Genomic DNA, 18,108 nt, shown 5'->3' on the forward strand with positions numbered 1-18,108 from the left:
CCATGGGAATCGAAGAGAAGCTGCCGAGCGGCATTCTGCTGACCTCGGTCGAGAAGCTCTCGAACTGGGCCCGGAAGTCGTCGTTCTGGGGCGCCACGTTCGGGCTGGCCTGCTGCGCCATCGAGATGATGGCGGCCGGCGGGCCCCACTACGACCTCGGTCGCTGGGGCATGGAGGTGTTCCGCGCTTCGCCCCGCCAGGCCGACCTGATGATCGTGGCCGGCCGGGTGAGCCAGAAGATGGCCCCGGTGGTCCGGCAGATCTACGACCAGATGCCCGAGCCGCGCTCGGTCATCTCGATGGGGGTCTGCGCCTCGTCCGGCGGCATGTTCAACAACTACGCGATCGTGCAGGGCGTCGACCACATCGTGCCGGTCGACATCTACCTGCCGGGCTGCCCGCCGCGGCCCGAGATGCTGATCGACGCGATCCTCAAGATGCGCGAGAAGGTGATGGCCCAGCCGCTGGGCCCGAACGGCCGCAAGATGCTCGAGGCCCGCAAGGCCGCGGGCAAGATGCCGATCGTGGCGCCGGGCGCGATGCCCTCCTCGTACCGGGTGGACAAGGTCCGCCGCGCGGAGTGGACGCAGGCGGTCAAGGAAGGCCGCGAGGAGCAGCTGCGCATCGAGAACTGGATGAAGCTGCAACCGCATCTGCGGGAGGACGGCAAGTAGATGAGCATCGAACCCACCGGCGCCGAGCTGGGCGCACCCGCGCAGACGCCGGCCAGCCCCCAGAAGGGCATGTTCGGCATCACCGGCAGCGGTGACGTGTCCGGCTTCGGCGGCCTGGTCCGCAAGCACGCCGAGGCGCCCGGCACCCCCAAGCCGTACGGCGGCTACTTCGACGAGGTGACCGACGCGCTCGAGGAGGCCTACCCCGGCTTCGCCGACGCGATCGAGAAGGTCGTCGTCGACCGCGGCGAGCTGACCCTGCACATCGCGCCGGAACGGATCCTCGAGGTCGTCCAGATCATGCGGGACGACGAGGCGCTGCGCTTCGAGCTGTGCTCCTCGGTGTCCGGGGTGGACTACCTGAACACCGACGCGCGGCGGCTGCACGTGGCGTACCACCTGACCTCGATGACCTACCGCCGGCGCGTACGCCTCGAGGCGGCCGTGCCGGCCGGCGGCAGCCTGCCCAGCGTGACCAGCGTCTACCCGACCGCCGACTGGCAGGAGCGGGAGACGTACGACATGTTCGGCGTGGTCTTCACCGGCCACCCCAACCTGACCCGGATCCTGATGCCGGACGACTGGGAGGGCCACCCGCAGCGCAAGGACTACCCGCTCGGCGGAGTGCCCGTGGAATACAAGGGTGCCGAGATTCCGCCACCGGACCAGCGGAGGGTTTACCAGTGACTTCCTCTCAATACGCAACCGAGCGCGAGACCACCGAGGGCCGTGTCTTCACGGTCACCGGCGGCGACTGGGACACGGTCACCGGCTCCATCGACCCGTTGAGCAACGAGAAGATCGTCGTCAACATGGGTCCGCAGCACCCGTCCACACACGGCGTGCTGCGCCTGGTCCTGGAGCTCGAGGGCGAGACGGTGACCGCCGCCCGCCCGGTGATCGGCTACCTGCACACCGGTATCGAGAAGAACCTCGAGTACCGCAACTGGACCCAGGGCACCACCTTCGTCACCCGCGCCGACTACCTGGCCCCGCTGTTCAACGAGGCCGGTTACGTCCTCGGGGTGGAGAAGCTGCTCGGCATCACCGACGACATCACCGAGCGGGCGAACACCATCCGGCTGCTCTTCATGGAGCTCAACCGGATCTCGTCGCACCTGGTCTGGATCGCCACCACCGGCATGGAGCTGGGCGCGATCTCGATGATGCTGTACGGCTTCCGCGAGCGTGAGTACATCCTGGACATCTTCGAGGAGACCACCGGCCTGCGGATGAACCACGCGTACTTCCGCCCCGGCGGCGTCGCGCAGGACGTCCCCGACTCGGCGATCCGCAAGATCCGCGACTTCCTCAAGTACATGCCGAAGAAGCTCAAGGAGTACGAGAGCCTGCTCTCCGGCCAGATCATCTGGCAGGAGCGCACGCAGGGGATCGGCGTCCTGGACGTGACCGGCTGCCTGGCCCTGGGCGTGACCGGGCCGGTGCTGCGGGCCGCGGGCCTGCCCTGGGACCTGCGCAAGACCATGCCGTACTGCGGGTACGAGAACTACGAGTTCGACGTGCCGACCGCGCAGACCAGCGACGTGTGGGGCCGCTACCTGGTCCGGATGGCCGAGATCCGCGAGTCGCTCAAGATCGTCGAGCAGGCGCTCGACCGGCTCAAGCCGGGCCCGGTCATGATCGCCGACAAGAAGATCGCCTGGCCGGCCCAGCTGGCCGTGGGCATCGACGGCATGGGCAACTCGCTCGAACACGTCGCCAAGATCATGGGTCAGTCGATGGAGTCGCTGATCCACCACTTCAAGCTGGTCACCGAGGGCTTCCGGGTGCCGGCCGGTCAGGTCTACGTGTCCATCGAGCACCCCCGCGGTGAGCTCGGCGTGCACGTCGTCTCGGACGGTGGCACACATCCGTACCGGGTGCACATGCGTGATCCCAGCTTCGTCAACCTGCAGGCCATCCCCGCGATGGCCGAGGGTGCTCTGCTCGCCGACGTGATCGCCGGCGGCGCCTCGTTGGACCCCGTGATGGGTGGGTGTGACCGATAGATGTCCGAAACCACGGTGGAGTTCTCCCCGGCCGCCACGCCGCTGGCCGAGAGGCTCCTGGACCCCGCGCTCGAGATCATCGCCCGCTACCCCGCGGGCCGTGGCCGGTCCGCGCTGCTCCCGCTGCTCCATCTGGTGCAGACGACCGAGGGGCACGTCAGCCCGGCCGGCGTCGCGTTCTGCGCCGAGATCCTGGGCATCAACAAGGCCCAGGTCGGCGCGGTGGCCACGTTCTACACCATGTACAAGCGCCGGCCGACCGGTGAATACCTGGTCAGCGTCTGCACCAACACCCTGTGCAACGTGCTGGGCGGCCAGCAGGTCTACGACGAGCTGTCCGAGCACCTCGGTGTCGGGCACGACGAGACCACCACCGACGGCACGATCACGCTGGAGCACGCCGAGTGCCTGGCCGCCTGCGACTACGCGCCGGTGGTCACGGTCAACTACGACTTCGCGATCGACCAGGCCACCCCGGAAAGCACCATCGGGCTGGTCGAGCAGCTGCGCAAGGGCGAGCGCCCGCAGCCCAGCCGCGGCGGCCGGATCTGCACCCTCAAGGAGATGCAGGTCCAGCTGGCCGGGTTCGCCGACGACCGGATCGAGGCGGTCGCCGACGGTCCGGCCGGCGCGCCGACCCTGCGCGGCGTGACCCTGGCCCAGGAACACGGGGTCTCGGTGCCCGACTTCAACCTGGACACCCCGATCACCACCACCAAGCCGGCCCGCGACGAGTCGGCCAAGGCCGTCAAGGACGCCGAGCCGGCCACCTCGCCGCTGCTGCCGGGCCGGCTGCCCGCGTCCCGGACCGCGGCGACGACGCCGCCGGCCGAGGGCCGGGTGACCCGGGCGGCCAAGAAGGCGGCCGGAGCGGTGAAGGCCGCGGCCGGCGCGGTCACCAACCGGCACGCCGGTGAGGAGACCGGCGGCGAGGACGTGAAGGACCCCGAGACCCGGACGGCCGAGAAGCGCAACCCGACCATGGGTGAGCCCGACCGCACCGGCGACTCCCAGGCCCGCACGCCGGCGCCGAGCAACGCGGCCGAGGCGTCCGGGGTAGCACAGACCACCCCGTCCGGCGACGGCTCACCGGCCGGTGACGCCCGTCCCGCCGCCGCCGACGGTTCCGAGGAGAAGAAGTGACGCAGCCACGGCGTGAGGTGCTCGAAAAGCTGACCCCGGTGCTGACCAAGCGCTGGCTGTCGCCGGACGCCTGGAAGATCGACGTCTACCAGCGGCTGGACGGCTACGCGGCGGTCAAGAAGGCGCTGGACGTGCACCCGGACGACCTGATCCAGCTGATCAAGGACTCCGGTCTGCGCGGCCGCGGCGGCGCGGGCTTCCCGACCGGTCTCAAGTGGGGCTTCATCCCGCAGGGCGACGGCAAGCCGCACTACCTGGTGATCAACGCCGACGAGGGCGAGCCGGGCACCTGCAAGGACCTGCCGCTGATGACGTACGACCCGCACTCGCTGGTCGAGGGCGCGATCATCGCGTCGTACGCGATCCGGGCCAGCCGGGCCTACATCTACATCCGCGGCGAGGCGGTGCACGCCGCCCGCCGGCTGCGCAATGCGGTCAAGGAGGCGTACGCCAAGGGCTTCCTCGGCGAGAACATCCTGGGCTCCGGCTTCGACCTCGACCTGGTGGTGCACAGCGGGGCGGGCGCGTACATCTGCGGCGAGGAGACGGCGCTGCTCGACTCGCTCGAGGGCTTCCGCGGCCAGCCGCGCCTGCGCCCGCCGTTCCCCGCGGTGGCCGGCCTCTACGCCAGCCCGACCGTGGTGAACAACGTCGGCACCATCGCCAGCGTGCCGTACATCGTGCTGGGCGGCGCCGACTGGTGGAAGAGCATGGGCACCGAGAAGTCGTCCGGCCCGATGATCTACTCGCTGTCCGGCCGGATCGCCAACCCGGGTCAGTACGAATGCGGCCTCGGCATCACCCTGCGCGAGCTGATCGAGCTGGCCGGCGGCATGCAGCCCGGCCACAACCTGAAGTTCTGGACGCCGGGCGGATCGTCCACCCCGCTGCTCACCGCGGAACACATCGACACCCCGATGGACTTCGAGGGTGTGGCGGCGGCCGGTTCGATCCTCGGCACCACGGCCATGCAGATCTTCTCCGACCAGGACTGCCCGGTCTACGCGACCTGGCGCTGGCTCGAGTTCTACCACCACGAGTCCTGTGGCAAGTGCACCCCGTGCCGCGAGGGCAACTACTGGATGGTCCGCACGTACCGCCGGATCCTCTCCGGTCACGGCACCCACGCCGACCTGGACACCCTGCAGGACACCGCGGACAACATCTTCGGCCGGTCGTTCTGCGGCCTGGGCGACGGCGCGGCGACCCCGGTGGTGTCCACGCTCAAGTTCTTCCGCCAGGACTACCTGGACTACATCGAGGGCCGGACCGCTCCGCGGCTGTCCGAGAAGGCCCTGGTAGGAGCGCACTGATGACCGACGTCGCAAAGAAGACCGATCTCGTCACCCTGACCATCGACGGCGTCGAGGTCCAGGCCGAGAAGGGCGAGCTGGTCATCCGCGTCGCTGAGCGGATGGGCACGGCGATCCCGCGGTTCTGCGACCACCCACTGCTGGCCCCGGCCGGCGCCTGCCGCCAGTGCCTGGTCGAGGTCGAGGGCCAGCGCAAGCCGGTCGCCTCCTGCACCCAGGCGGTGGCCGAGGGCATGGTGGTCAAGACCCAGCTCACCTCCGAGGTGGCCGACAAGGCCCAACACGGCGTGATGGAGCTGCTCCTGGCCAACCACCCGCTGGACTGCCCGACCTGCGACAAGGGCGGCGAGTGCCCGCTGCAGAACCAGGCGATGTCCAACGGCCGCACCGACTCCCGGTTCCACGAGCACAAGCGTGAGTACGAGAAGCCGATCCACATCTCCAGCCAGGTGCTGCTGGACCGCGAGCGGTGCATCCTGTGCCAGCGCTGCACCCGGTTCTCCGAGGAGATCGCCGGCGACAAGTTCATCGACCTGATGGACCGCTCCTCCGGCGAGCAGATCAACGTCTACCGCGACGACTTCTTCGGCGGCGAGCTCACCGGTGACGGCCAGGCCGGCGACGGCGAGGGCGACGTCCCGTTCAACTCGTACTTCTCCGGCAACACGATCCAGATCTGCCCGGTGGGCGCGCTGACCGGCGAGCAGTACCGGTTCCGGGCCCGCCCGTTCGACCTGGTCTCCACGCCGAGCGTGTGCGAGCACTGCTCCGGCGGCTGCGCCAGCCGCGTCGACCACCGCCGCGGCAAGGTCCTGCGGCGGATGGCCGGCGACGACCCGGCGGTGAACGAGGAGTGGAACTGCGACAAGGGACGCTGGGCGTTCCGCTACGCGACCGCGGCCGACCGCATCATGGAGCCGCTGATCCGCGACCGGGAGACCGGTGAATACCGCACCGCGTCGTGGAGCGAGGCGCTGCTCGCCGCGGCCGAGGGCCTGACCGCGGCGCGGCGCAACGGTGGCGTCGGCGTGCTGACCGGCGGCCGGCTCACGGTCGAGGACGCGTACGCGTACGCCAAGTTCGCCCGGGTCGCGCTCGGCACCAACGACATCGACTTCCGGTCCCGCCCGGTCAGCACCGAGGAGGCCGACTTCCTGGCGTCCACGGTGGCCGGGCTGACCGACGTGACCTACACCGACGTCGAGGAAGCGCCGTCGGCGGTCCTCGTCGGGCTCGAGCCCGAGGAAGAGGTGGGCATCCTCTTCCTGCGTCTGCGCAAGGGCGTACGGAAGCGGAAGCTCAAGGTCACGGCGGTCGCGCCCTACCTCACCCGGGGTCTCGACAAGCTCAGCGCCGCACTGGTCAAGGCGGTTCCCGGCGACGAGGCCCGGCTGCTCGAGACCGACCCGGCGGTGGCCGCGGCGCTGGCCGCGCCCGGCTCGATCCTGATCGTCGGCGAGCGGCTCGGCACCGTGCCCGGTGGGCTCTCGGCCGCGGCCGCGCTGGCCTCGCGGACCGGCGCCCGGCTGGTCTGGGTGCCCCGGCGGGCCGGTGACCGCGGCGCGGTCGACGCCGGCTGCCTGCCCAACCTGCTGCCCGGCGGCCGCCCGGTCACCGACCCGGCGGCCCGCACCGAGATCTCGGCCGCCTGGGACCTGGCCGATGGCCTGCTGCCGGCCTCGGTCGGGCGGGACACCGACGCGATCGTGCGGGCGGCCAAGGACGGCGTGCTCGGCGGCCTGCTGGTGGCCGGCGTCGACCCGGCCGACCTGGCCGACCCGCGGCTGGCCGAGGAAGCCCTCGACACGGTGCCGTTCCTGGTCAGCCTGGAGCTGCGGCAGAGCGCGGTGACCCGGCGGGCCGACGTGGTGCTGCCGATCGCCCCGGCCGCCGAGAAGTCCGGCACGTTCCTCAACTGGGAGGGCCGCCTGCGGTCCTTCGACACGGTGCTGCCGACCACGGCGATGACCGACGGGCGGGTGCTCGAGGCGATCGCCGCGCTGATGGACGTCACGCTGAACACCGGCGACGTGATGGCGATCCGCCGCGAGCTGGGCGCGATGCCGGCCAGCCGCTCGGAGCGTCCGTCCCGGCCCGCGGTGGCCGCGGCGACCGCGCGGCCCGCCCCGGGCCCGGGCGAGGCGATCCTGGCCACCTGGAACCAGAACCTCGACCTCGGTTCCCTCCAGGACGGCGACGAGGCCCTGGCCGGCACGGCCCGCCCGCCGGTGGCCCGGATCGGCAAGGACCTGGCCGACACGCTCGGTGTCGCGGACGGTGACCTGATCACGGTCAGCACCGGCCGTGGCCGCGTCACGCTGCCGGCCGAGATCACCGACCTGCCCGCGCAGGTGGTGTGGCTGCCCACCAACTCACCCGGCTCGACGGTCCGTCGCAGCCTCGGGGTCAACGCGGGAGCGGTGGTCCGGCTGTCCGCCGGGGTGCCGGGCCCGATCCTCGCTGAGGGGGCTCTCTCCTGATGAGCAACGGACTCGAGGTCCTCGCGCAGGACCCGACGCTGCAGACGTTCGAACAGGACGTCTGGTGGATCGTGCTGATCAAGCTGCTCGGCGTCTTCGTCGTCCTGCTGCTGCTGACGCTCTTCACGATCAACTACGAGCGCAAGGTCGTGGCCCGGATGGCGGTCCGGCCGGGCCCCAACCAGGTGGGCCCGAAGGGCTGGCTGCAGAGCCTCACCGACGGCGTGAAGCTGCCGTTCAAGGAAGAGATCATCCCGAAGACCGCCGACAAGGTGGTCTACTTCATCGCGCCGGTGATCTCCGCGACCGTGGCCTTCACCGCCTTCGCGGTGATCCCGTTCGGACCGGTCGTCTCGATGTTCGGCCACAAGACGGCGCTGCAGCTCACCGACGTTCCGGTGTCCGTGCTGGTGCTGCTGGCCTGCTCGTCGATGGCGGTCTACGGCGTGGTGCTGGCCGGCTGGGCGTCCGGGTCGACGTACCCGCTGCTCGGTGGTCTCCGGTCGAGCGCGCAGATGATCTCGTACGAGGTCGCGATGGGCCTGTCGATCGTCGCGGTCTTCATGACCGCCGGCACGATGAGCACCTCGCAGATCGTCAAGGCCCAGGCCGGCAACGGATCCGTCGACATCTTCGGCTGGCACCCGACCGCCCCGAGCTGGTACGCGGTCCTGCTGCTGCCGAGCTTCGTCATCTACTGCATCTCGGCGGTCGGCGAGACCAACCGGGCGCCGTTCGACCTCCCCGAGGCCGAGTCCGAGCTGGTCGGCGGCTTCCACACGGAGTACTCGTCGTTCAAGTTCGCGCTGTTCTTCCTGGCCGAGTACATCAACATGATCACCGTCTCGGCCTTCGCCACCACGCTCTTCCTGGGCGGCTGGCGGGCGCCGTGGCCGATCAGCTCGATCAACGACGGCATGTTCAACCAGGGCTGGTGGCCGCTGCTGTGGTGGCTGGGCAAGGTCCTGATCCTGCTGTTCGGCTTCATCTGGCTGCGGGCCACGCTGCCCCGGATGCGCTACGACCAGTTCATGCGCTTCGGCTGGAAGGTCCTGATCCCGGTCAACCTGGTCTGGATCCTGTTCCTGGCCGGGGTGAAGGTCGCCAGCAACGAGTTCTCCAGCACCACCCGCTGGCTGGTGATCGGCAGCGTGGTGATCCTGGTGCTGCTGGTCGCGCTGTTCTGGCCGTCGGCCAAGAAGGTCAGGCAGCTCTCCATCGAGGAGCAGCTGGCCGCCCGGCCACCGGGCAGCTTCCCGGTGCCACCCATGGACCTGCAAGTGCCGCCGAGCCCACGGGCGCGGCGGGCCGTCGCCGAGCGGGAACCCGCAACGGTCGGCGAAACCTCGCCAGAGAAGGAGGTGTGACGTGGGCACGTTCACCGGCTCCTTCAAGGGCTTCGGGGTGACCTTCGCGCACATGTTCCGCAAGGTCATCACGACCGACTACCCGTTCACGCCGCCCACGCCGGCGCCGCGCTACCACGGCCGGCACATCCTCAACCGGCACCCGGACGGCCTGGAGAAGTGCATCGGCTGCGAACTGTGCGCCTGGGCCTGCCCGGCCGACGCGATCTACGTCGAGGGCGCCGACAACACCGACGAGATGCGCTTCTCGCCGGGTGAGCGGTACGCCGGCATCTACCAGATCAACTACGCCCGGTGCATCTTCTGCGGCCTGTGCATCGAGGCCTGCCCGACCCGTTCGCTGACCATGAGCAACGAGTACGAGCTGGCCCGGGACAACCGGCAGGACCTGATCTTCACCAAGAAGGAACTGCTGGCGCCGCTGCTGCCGGGCATGGAGCAGCCACCTCACCCGATGCGCCTCGGCGAGACCGACAAGGACTACTACCTCGGGGCGCTGACCAACCCGGGCACCTCGGCCGGCGCCGAGCGGGCGCCGTGGTCGACCAACGAGGCCGTCGACGGAACCGGGGAAGCGGCGAAGGAGGGCGCACGATGAGCCCGGACGTCGTGCTCGCCGCCGCCGCCGACCACGTCTCCAACGGTGAGGCCGTGGGCTTCTGGATCCTCGGCACGCTCGCGGTGATCGGCGCGCTGGGCATGGTCATCGCCCGCAACGCGGTGCACTCCGCGCTCTGGCTGGTCGTCACCATGCTCTGCCTGGGCTTCATCTACGTGATGAACTCGGCGCCGTTCCTCGGCGCGGTGCAGATCATCGTCTACACCGGCGCGATCATGATGCTGTTCCTGTTCGTGCTGATGCTGGTCGGCCGGGACGCGTCCGACTCGCTGATCGAGACGCTGCGCGGCCAGCGGGTCGCCGCGATCGTGCTCGGCATCGGCTTCGCCGCCCTGGTCGCGGCCGGCCTGGCCCGCGCGCTGAGCGGCACCGCGTCGGCCGGTCTGACCGCGGCCAACGCCAACGGCAACGTCCAGGGGCTGGCCTCGCTGCTGTTCACCCGGTACGTGTTCGCGTTCGAGGTCACCTCGGCCCTGCTGATCACCGCGGCGGTCGGCGCGATGGTGATGGCTCACGTGGAACGCACCAAGGCCGACCTGGCCGACCAGGTCACCCGGATGACCGCCCGGTTCCGGCCGGGCAGCTACCCGGGCCCGAAGGCCGGTCCCGGCGTCTACGCCAACACCATGTCGGTTGCCGTGCCCGCCCGCCTGCCCGACGGCAACGGGTCCGAGCGCAGCATCTCGCCGATTCTCCCCGTGCGTGAGTTGACGACGCGCGAGGCCGAGCCGAAGAGGACCGAGAAGTGACACCCGACTACTACCTCATCCTCGCGGCGATCCTGTTCACGATCGGCGCGGCCGGCGTGCTGATCCGCCGCAACGCGATCGTGCTGTTCATGTGCATCGAGTTGATGCTCAACGCGGCGAACCTCGCGCTGGTCACCTTCAGCCGGATCAACGGCAGCCTGGACGGCCAGATCATCTCGTTCTTCGTGATGGTGGTCGCCGCGGCCGAGGTCGTGGTGGGCCTCGCGATCATCATGTCGATCTTCCGGACGCGTCGTTCCGCGAGCGTCGACGACGCGAACCTGCTGAAGTACTAAAGGGGCATTTGGAGTGGAAGCGACAGTGGAGTATGCCCCGGCCACGGGGTTGCTGAGCGGTATCTGGCTGTTGGTGGCCATTCCGCTGGCCAGCGCGGCCGTCCTGCTGCTGCTCGGCAAGCGGGCCAACCGGTGGGGCCATTGGCTGGGCGTGCTGGCCGTCGCCGTCACGTTCGTCCTCGGCCTGACCATGTTCCTCAGCCTGAGCGGGCTGGACGCCGAAGGCCGCTCGGCCGAGCTGAGCATGTGGGACTTCATCGTGGTGGGCGGCCTGCACGTCGACTTCGGGTTGCTGTTCGACCCGCTGTCCGGCGTGTTCGTCCTGCTGATCACCGGTGTCGGCTCGCTCATCCACCTGTACGCGGTGGGCTACATGGAGCACGACGAGGGCAGGCGGAAGTTCTTCGGATACTTCAACCTGTTCGTCGCGGCCATGCTGCTGCTGGTGCTCGGCAACAACTACGTGATGCTGTACTTCGGCTGGGAGGGCGTCGGTCTGGCGTCGTACCTGCTGATCTCGTTCTGGTACACCCGGCCGTCGGCGGCCACCGCGGGCAAGAAGGCGTTCCTGATGAACCGGGTCGGCGACGCCGGCCTGGCCATCGGCATCTTCCTGATGTTCGCGACGCTGGGCAGCACGCAGTACTCCGACGTCTTCAACGGCGTCGGCTCGCTGTCCGCGACCACGGTCCTGATCCTGGGCCTCCTGCTGCTGCTCGGCGCGGCCGGCAAGTCCGGTCAGTTCCCGCTGCACGCCTGGCTCCCGGACGCGATGGAGGGCCCGACCCCGGTCTCGGCCCTGATCCACGCCGCGACGATGGTGACCGCGGGCGTCTACCTGATCGCCCGCTCGAACATCATCTTCTCGGCCAACCACACGCTGCAGACCATCGTGGTCAGCGTCGGCGCGCTCACCCTGCTGATGGGCTGCATCATCGGCGCGGCCAAGGACGACATCAAGCGGGTCCTGGCCTGGTCGACGGTCTCCCAGATCGGCTACATGTTCCTGGGTGTCGGGCTCGGTGGCGGGGCGTACGCGCTGGCCATCATCCACCTGCTGGCGCACGGCTTCTTCAAGGCCAACATGTTCCTCGGCGCCGGGTCGGTCATGCACGGCATGCACGACCAGGTCGACATCCGGCGGTTCGGTGGCCTGCGCAAGCACATGAAGTGGACCTGGCTGACCTTCATGGCGGGCTGGCTGGCGATCATCGGCATCCCGCCGCTGTCCGGCTTCTTCTCCAAGGACCCGATCATCGAGGCGGCGTACGCCCGCGGCGACTGGACGTCCTGGCTGTTCGGCACCGCGGCCCTGGTCGGCGCGGGCCTGACCGCCTTCTACATGACGCGGTTGTTCGTGCTGACCTTCCACGGCCCGGAGCGGTACACCGAGGACAACAAGCACCCGCACGAGTCGCCGGCCATCATGACCGTGCCGCTCATGCTGCTGGCGTTCGGCTCGATGGTGGCGGGCTTCCTGCTCAGCCGGCACTCGGCCATCCCGGCCTGGCTCGAGCCGGTGACCGGCGAGGGCGAACACGAGCCGGTCATGCCGGCCATCGTGATCAGCCTTCTGGTGGTCGCGGTCTCGCTGCTCGGCGCGGGCACCGCCTTCGCGATGTTCCGCCGCGGCACCGCCCTGGCCGAGCAGCCGGCCGGCGTGGTGGTCACCGCCGCCCGCAAGAACCTCTACACCGACTCGATCAACGAGGCGGTGTTCGAGAAGCCCGGCGTCTACCTGACGCGGGCGCTGGTCTACCTCGACAACAGGGGCATCGACGGCGTGGTCAACGGGATCGCGGCCGGGGTCGGCGGCAGTTCCGGCCGGCTGCGGCGGCTCCAGACCGGGTTCGTGCGCTCCTACGCCCTTTCGATGCTCACCGGCGCGGTCCTGGTCGTCGGTGCCTTCCTCGCCGTTCAGTTGGGATGGCTGGCGTGAAGAACTTCCCGTTCCTGTCGATTCTCACGCTGCTCCCGCTGGTGGGCGCGCTGGTGGTCGCGTTCATCCCGAAGGCCAAGGGACAGTTGGCCAAGACTGTTGCGCTGGTCTGGTCGCTGGTCGTGCTGGTGCTCAGCGTCCTGATGTGGATCGCCTACGAGGTGGGCGGCGAACGCTTCCAGTTCCGCGAGTCGTACCCGTGGATCCCCAACTGGGGCGTGCGCTTCACCTTCGAGGTGGACGGCATCGCCCTGGTCCTGCTGATGCTGATCGCGGTGCTCGTACCCCTGGTCATCCTCGCGTCGTGGCACGACGCGGAACAGACCAACCGGAGCGTGCCCACCTACTTCGCCCTGCTCCTCGCCCTCGAATGCACGATGATCGGCGTCTTCGCGGCCTCCGACATCTTCCTGTTCTACGTGTTCTTCGAGGTCATGCTCGTGCCGATGTACTTCATCATCGGCAGCTACGGCGGCCAGCGCCGGCAGTACGCCGCGGTCAAGTTCTTCCTCTACTCGCTGGTCGGCGGCCTCTTCATGCTGGCCGCGGTAATCGGCGTGTGGGTGGTCGCCGGTGAGAACACCTTCGACTGGCAGACGCTGGTCAACGCCGACATCGGCACCGAGGCGGGCCGCTGGTTGTTCCTCGGCTTCTTCATCGCCTTCGCGATCAAGGCGCCGTTCTTCCCGTTCCACACCTGGCTGCCCGACGCCGGTGGCGCCGCCCCGGCCGGCGCCGCGGCGCTGCTGGTCGGCGTGCTGGACAAGGTCGGCACCTTCGGCATCCTGCGCTACTGCCTGCCGATGTTCCCCGAGGCGTCACGCTGGTTCGCGCCGGTCGCGATCGCCCTCGCGGTGATCGGCATCATCTACGCGGCGCTGCTCGCGGTCGGCCAGAACGACCTCAAGCGGCTGGTGTCGTACACCTCGATCGCGCACTTCGGGTTCATCGGCATCGGCATCTTCGCCTTCACCACGCAGGGCGGCACCGGCTCGGTGCTCTACATGGTCAACCACGGCCTCGCCACCGGCCTGCTGTTCCTGGTCGTCGGCATGTTCGTGTCCCGGCGCGGCTCGGCCCTGGTCAGCGACTTCGGCGGGGCCGGCAAGCTGGTCCCGGTGCTGGCCGGCGTGATGTTCTTCGCCGGTCTGGCGTCGCTGGCGCTGCCCGGCACCGCCCCGTTCGTCAGCGAGTTCCTGGTCCTGGTCGGCACGTTCACTGTGCACCCGGCCTGGGCCGTGGTCGCCACCGCGGGCATCATCCTGGCCGCCGCGTACGTGCTCTGGATGATCCAGCGCACCACGCAGGGCACCCTGAACCCCGCGCTCGCCGAGGTGCCGGCCATGACGAAGGACATCACGCTGCGCGAGAAGGTGGTCGTCGCGCCGCTGGTGGCGCTGCTCATCATCTTCGGCTTCTACCCGAAGCCGATCACCGACGTGATCAACCCGGCGGTACAGGCGACCATGCAGGACGTCGGCACGCAGGATCCGGGCCCGACGGCGGTCGCAAACGGAAGGACGGCTCCGTAGCCATGGGAGACCTCAAACTACCCGCGATCGACTACGGCGCCCTGGCGCCGATGCTGATCCTCTTCGGGGCCGCCTGCATCGGGGTGCTGATCGAGGCGCTCGCGCCGAAGCGGTCCCGCCACCCGGTCCAGCTCACCCTGGCCATGCTGGCCACGGTCGCCGCGTTCGTCACGGTGATCGTCTTCCACGGCAAGCGCACGGTCACCATCGGCGGCGCGGTCGCGGTGGACGGTCCCACGCTGTTCCTGCAGGGCGCGATCCTGCTGCTCGGCCTGGTGTCGCTGCTGCTGATCGGCGAGCGGTCGATCGAGAAGGGCGGCGCGTTCGTCTCCCAGGCGGCGATCACGGTCGGCTCGCAGAAAGACCTCAAGCAGGCCGGCAGCGAGCCCGGCGCCACCGAGGTCTACCCGCTGACCATGTTCGCGCTGGGCGGCATGCTGCTCTTCGTCGGCGCGAACGACCTGCTGACCATGTTCGTCGCGCTCGAGGTCTTCTCGCTGCCGCTCTACCTGCTGTGCGCGCTGGCCCGCCGCCGGCGCCTGCTCAGCCAGGAGGCCGCGCTCAAGTACTTCCTGCTCGGCTCGTACGCCTCGGCCTTCTTCCTGTTCGGCGTGGCCATGATCTACGGCTTCTCCGGTGGCGTGCAGTTCAGCCAGATCCACGACGCGGTGGCCACCCCCCAGCGCAGCGAGGTGCTGCTCTTCGCCGGCCTGGCCCTGGTCGCCATCGGCCTGCTGTTCAAGGGCGCGCTGGCCCCCTTCCACGTCTGGACCCCCGACGTCTACCAGGGCGCGCCGACTCCGGTCACCGCCCTGATGGCGGCGTGCACCAAGGTCGCGGCGTTCGGCGCGCTGCTGCGCATCCTCTACGTCGCCTTCGACGGCGTCCGCTGGGACTTCCAGCCCGTCCTCGGCGCCATCGCCGTCCTCACCATGCTGGTCGGCGCCGTCCTGGCGGTCACCCAGACCGACATGAAGCGGCTGCTGGCGTACTCGTCGGTCGCCAACGCCGGCTACCTGCTGGTCGGCGCCCTGGCCCTGAACAAGAGCGGCCTGTCCAGCACCATGTTCTACCTGGTCGCCTACGGCTTCTCGGTGCTGGCCGCCTTCGCCGTCGTCACCCTGGTCCGCGACGCCGACGGCGAGGCCACCCACCTCTCCCGGTGGGCCGGCCTGGGCCGTAAGAGTCCCCTGTTCGCCGGCCTGTTCACGTTCATCCTGCTGGCCTTCGCCGGCATCCCACTGACCAGCGGCTTCACCAGCAAGTTCGCGGTCTTCGGCGCGGCCATCGAGGGCGGACAGACCTGGCTGGTCATCTTCGGCGTGATCACCAGCATGCTGCTGGCCTTCCCGTACCTGCGGGTGGTCGTCATGATGTGGCTCAGCGAGCCCGGCGAGTCGACCCCCACAGTCTCCGTGCCCGGCGCCATGACCTCAGCCGCCCTGGCCATCGGCTTCCTGGCGACGCTGGCACTGGGCATCGCCCCGGCACCCCTGCTGGACCTCACCACGGACGCCGCCCAATTCGTCAGATGATTCGCTGATGCAGCCCCGGTCGATTGTCGGCCGGGGCTGCTTCGTTCAAGGCGCTGCCGTTTCTTGTTTCTTGTCTCTTGTTTCTCGTCTCTTGAAGATCAAGTTCCTGAAGATCTATTTTCCCGCGTTCGTTGTGGGTCCGAGACGTATGCTCCCGCGGGCACCGGGCGCGGCCATCCATTCGCCTGGCGGCTCATGAGCGGATGACCACACCCTGCCGGGTGCGTGATCCAAGCTCCCACCACCAAAAGCCGCGCCGCGCTTGTTCTCGCCTTCCGGGCTGCGACCGCTTGCTCTTACCCCCATGACCTTGCCGCGCCTTGCTCTCCCTCCGCCTAGCGCCGCGCTTTGCCCTCACCGCCAAGTGCCGTTCCTTGCCTTCTCCACCTCGTGCCGCGCCTTGCGTTCTCCGCCTAGAGCCGCGCCTTGCTCTCATCGCGAAGAGCCGCGCCGCGCCTGTGGATGTCGGTCCGAAATTGTCGTAGCCGCCGCCTAACGTTTGGCCCACCCAGTGCCGGGGTGGGGGAGGTGGCGGTGCGCTCGCGCTCGTCAAGATCGAAATCAGTCCGTCGGCGTTGGGCGCCACCTTGACCGCGGCTGGGCGGACGATGTCGTCTGAGCGGCAGGACCGTCTGGCGCACGGAAAATCGAGCGTCGGGCAGCTGGCTGGCCGAGCGGCCGGGGGTTTCCAGGCGCCCGGGCTGCCGACTCACCCTCACTGCCGCCCCTCGCCCTGGCTGCCCGGCACAGGTGGTAGGTCCTGACAGTGTCCGGTCGGGCGACGCCGGGCTGTCCTACCACCGTTCGTGGCAGTGGTGGGTCCTGACGGTGTTCGGGACCGTAATGCCGGGCTGTCCTACCACGGTTCGTGGCAGTGGTGGGTCCTGACGGTATTCGGGGCCGCGATGCCGGGCTGTCCTACCACTGGTCGTGACGGTGTAGGGGCGGCCGGGACACCGTCCGCGGCGCTGCGAATGCGCGGCTTGGTCGGGAGCGTGAGCGGCGGCAGGGAGGGCGAGCGGGCAGCCCGGGCGCCTGGCAACCAAGCTCAGTCCATGATCAGCGCGAGCGATGCAGCAGACCTCCACCCGGAAGGCTCTCAAGCGCGCTGATGGTGGGGCCGGTCCACCAGGGGGCGCTGTCCCGGAACTCGGTGGTCCGGATCACGGTCATCCCGGCCTTCAGGGCGCCGTCCAGTTCGTCGTCGGCGCCGTCGCCGATGAAGCGGCAAGTCTCGGGCGCGGCGTCGAGGCGGTCGGCGGCGAGGCGGTAGATCGCCGGGTCGGGCTTGGCCAGGGCCACCGAGCTGGAGAAGACGGCCGCGTCGAAGCGGGACGCCAGCGGGGTGTCCGGCCACGCCTCGGCCGTCTCCGAGGTGGCGTTGCTGACCAGGGCGAGACGATGGCCGTTGGCGCGCAGGCGATCCAGCGAGTCCAAAGTCGACGGGGGTACGTTGCTGAGCAGCCGGCGAGCCAACGCCGGCGCATCTCGGCCGCCGCGGCCACCTGCTCGTGGCTGGGCCGGCCACCGACGCGGGCGGCGAGAATCGTGATGGTCTCCTCGACCGTCCAGCCGATCAGCCGTACCCGCCAACTGTCGTGGTAGGACTCGACCAGAGCTTCCGGTGCGACGCCGACCACCATGGCCATCTCGGCCACCACCACGTCGCGTTCGTCGTCGGCGCCGTCGAGCAGGGTGTTGTAGAGATCGAAGATCAGGGGTTCCACAGTGGTCAGACGAGGCCGGCCCGGCGCAGGATGGCGATGACGACGGCGGCCTTGGCGGCCACGTATCCGGCCATGCTCATCGGATGGTCGGCCGCGGCCCGCCGTTTGACGCCGGCGTAGCGGTCGCGATCGGCGGGGTGGGCGCGCAGGTGGTCGCGGAAGATCAGGTGTCGCAGGTGCTCGTCGCAGTCGGGGCCGAAGACGTGCAGGTTGACGTCGTGGGTGGCGGTCCACAGGGCGCGGTGCTCGTACCAGTCCGGTTCCCGGGTGGCCAGGCGGTAGCCGGCCGCGGTCAGCGCGGGCACGTAGGCGTCCTCGTCGGCCGGGTCGGCCACGATGAGGTCGATGTCGACGCGGTCCTTGGCCGGGAGCCCGGGCACGGCCGTGGAGCCGACGTGGTCGAGGGCGAGGACGCGGTCGCCGAGGGCCGCCCGGATCCGGTCTTCCTCGCGCGCGAACCGGGCCGGCCACTCCGGGTCGTACTCACTCACCGTGATCGGCTGGCTCACCTCGGTGGGGCGGTCGCCCACGGCTCGCCGCGCCATCTGTTCCGGTGTCAGGGCGGGGGCCGCCACGGGCAGCGGAGGGAGGCGCATGACGCGACGTTACCGACCACCCGCCACTGACGGTGCCGGGCCGGGCTGGCCGGACCGGTCGGGACAACCCGGAAGCGGGCGCGGAGCGTTCGCACCGACTGGCCGGTCGGCGCGGACGAGCAGGGGCTG

General features: G+C 69.6%; 15 protein-coding genes. 13 read left to right on the forward strand and 2 right to left on the reverse strand.

Translation table 11 applies throughout. The features are described from left to right. Nucleotides 1-2 precede the first annotated feature (2 nt). The 13 genes from AB0O15_RS24125 to nuoN are packed head-to-tail and all read left to right on the forward strand — an operon-like array spanning nucleotide 3 to nucleotide 15,656. Nucleotides 3-674, forward strand: a complete 672-nt coding sequence (locus tag AB0O15_RS24125) for an NADH-quinone oxidoreductase subunit B family protein (RefSeq protein WP_364322389.1) — start codon at nucleotides 3-5, stop codon at nucleotides 672-674. Continuing rightward, nucleotides 675-1,361: an NADH-quinone oxidoreductase subunit C gene (locus tag AB0O15_RS24130; protein ID WP_364322391.1), complete on the forward strand. Its 687-nt coding sequence runs from the start codon at nucleotides 675-677 to the stop codon at nucleotides 1,359-1,361. After that, complete coding sequence (locus AB0O15_RS24135; protein WP_364322393.1) at nucleotides 1,358-2,683, forward strand: NADH-quinone oxidoreductase subunit D; 1,326 nt, start codon at nucleotides 1,358-1,360, stop codon at nucleotides 2,681-2,683. The genes AB0O15_RS24130 and AB0O15_RS24135 overlap by 4 nt, the downstream gene beginning before the upstream one ends. Next, nucleotides 2,684-3,826, forward strand: coding sequence for an NADH-quinone oxidoreductase subunit NuoE (gene nuoE / locus AB0O15_RS24140; RefSeq protein ID WP_364322395.1), 1,143 nt, complete (start codon nucleotides 2,684-2,686; stop codon nucleotides 3,824-3,826). Further along, on the forward strand, nucleotides 3,823-5,139 hold the full coding sequence (gene nuoF / locus AB0O15_RS24145) for an NADH-quinone oxidoreductase subunit NuoF (RefSeq protein WP_364322397.1): 1,317 nt from the start codon (nucleotides 3,823-3,825) through the stop codon (nucleotides 5,137-5,139). Before nuoE ends, nuoF begins: the two co-directional genes overlap by 4 nt. Continuing rightward, complete coding sequence (locus AB0O15_RS24150; protein ID WP_364322399.1) at nucleotides 5,139-7,619, forward strand: NADH-quinone oxidoreductase subunit G; 2,481 nt, start codon at nucleotides 5,139-5,141, stop codon at nucleotides 7,617-7,619. Before nuoF ends, AB0O15_RS24150 begins: the two co-directional genes overlap by 1 nt. After that, complete coding sequence (nuoH, locus tag AB0O15_RS24155) at nucleotides 7,619-8,986, forward strand: NADH-quinone oxidoreductase subunit NuoH (RefSeq protein ID WP_364322401.1); 1,368 nt, start codon at nucleotides 7,619-7,621, stop codon at nucleotides 8,984-8,986. The genes AB0O15_RS24150 and nuoH overlap by 1 nt, the downstream gene beginning before the upstream one ends. Nucleotide 8,987: 1 nt before the next feature. After that, on the forward strand, nucleotides 8,988-9,584 hold the full coding sequence (gene nuoI, locus AB0O15_RS24160; RefSeq protein WP_364322402.1) for an NADH-quinone oxidoreductase subunit NuoI: 597 nt from the start codon (nucleotides 8,988-8,990) through the stop codon (nucleotides 9,582-9,584). Then, entirely contained in the window at nucleotides 9,581-10,354 is a 774-nt protein-coding gene (locus AB0O15_RS24165) for an NADH-quinone oxidoreductase subunit J (RefSeq protein WP_364322404.1), read from the forward strand. The genes nuoI and AB0O15_RS24165 overlap by 4 nt, the downstream gene beginning before the upstream one ends. Further along, nucleotides 10,351-10,650 carry an NADH-quinone oxidoreductase subunit NuoK gene (gene nuoK / locus AB0O15_RS24170; protein ID WP_364322406.1) on the forward strand — a complete coding sequence of 100 codons (300 nt, stop codon included), beginning with the start codon at nucleotides 10,351-10,353 and terminating at the stop codon, nucleotides 10,648-10,650. The genes AB0O15_RS24165 and nuoK overlap by 4 nt, the downstream gene beginning before the upstream one ends. Before the next feature lie 13 nt (nucleotides 10,651-10,663). Then, nucleotides 10,664-12,589, forward strand: a complete 1,926-nt coding sequence (gene nuoL, locus AB0O15_RS24175; protein ID WP_364322408.1) for an NADH-quinone oxidoreductase subunit L — start codon at nucleotides 10,664-10,666, stop codon at nucleotides 12,587-12,589. Then, a complete protein-coding gene (locus tag AB0O15_RS24180; protein WP_364322410.1) occupies nucleotides 12,586-14,121 on the forward strand; it encodes an NADH-quinone oxidoreductase subunit M in 1,536 nt (511 codons plus the stop codon). The genes nuoL and AB0O15_RS24180 overlap by 4 nt, the downstream gene beginning before the upstream one ends. Nucleotides 14,122-14,123: 2 nt before the next feature. After that, the gene (nuoN, locus tag AB0O15_RS24185) at nucleotides 14,124-15,656 is read left to right on the forward strand and encodes an NADH-quinone oxidoreductase subunit NuoN (protein ID WP_364322412.1); all 1,533 of its coding nucleotides are present in this window, start codon (nucleotides 14,124-14,126) and stop codon (nucleotides 15,654-15,656) included. A gap of 1,059 nt (nucleotides 15,657-16,715) precedes the next feature. Here nuoN and AB0O15_RS24190 read toward each other — a convergent pair. Together AB0O15_RS24190 and AB0O15_RS24195 are read right to left on the reverse strand one after the other, a co-directional pair. Beyond that, nucleotides 16,716-17,093 (reverse strand): HAD-IA family hydrolase, encoded by a 378-nt coding sequence (locus tag AB0O15_RS24190; protein WP_364322414.1) that lies wholly within the window; start codon nucleotides 17,091-17,093, stop codon nucleotides 16,716-16,718. A gap of 295 nt (nucleotides 17,094-17,388) precedes the next feature. Then, entirely contained in the window at nucleotides 17,389-17,979 is a 591-nt protein-coding gene (locus tag AB0O15_RS24195; RefSeq protein ID WP_364322416.1) for a GrpB family protein, read from the reverse strand. Nucleotides 17,980-18,108 lie beyond the last annotated feature (129 nt).

The organism is Actinoplanes sp. NPDC089786 (assembly GCF_040684855.1).
Classification (GTDB): Bacteria; Actinomycetota; Actinomycetes; order Mycobacteriales; family Micromonosporaceae; genus Actinoplanes.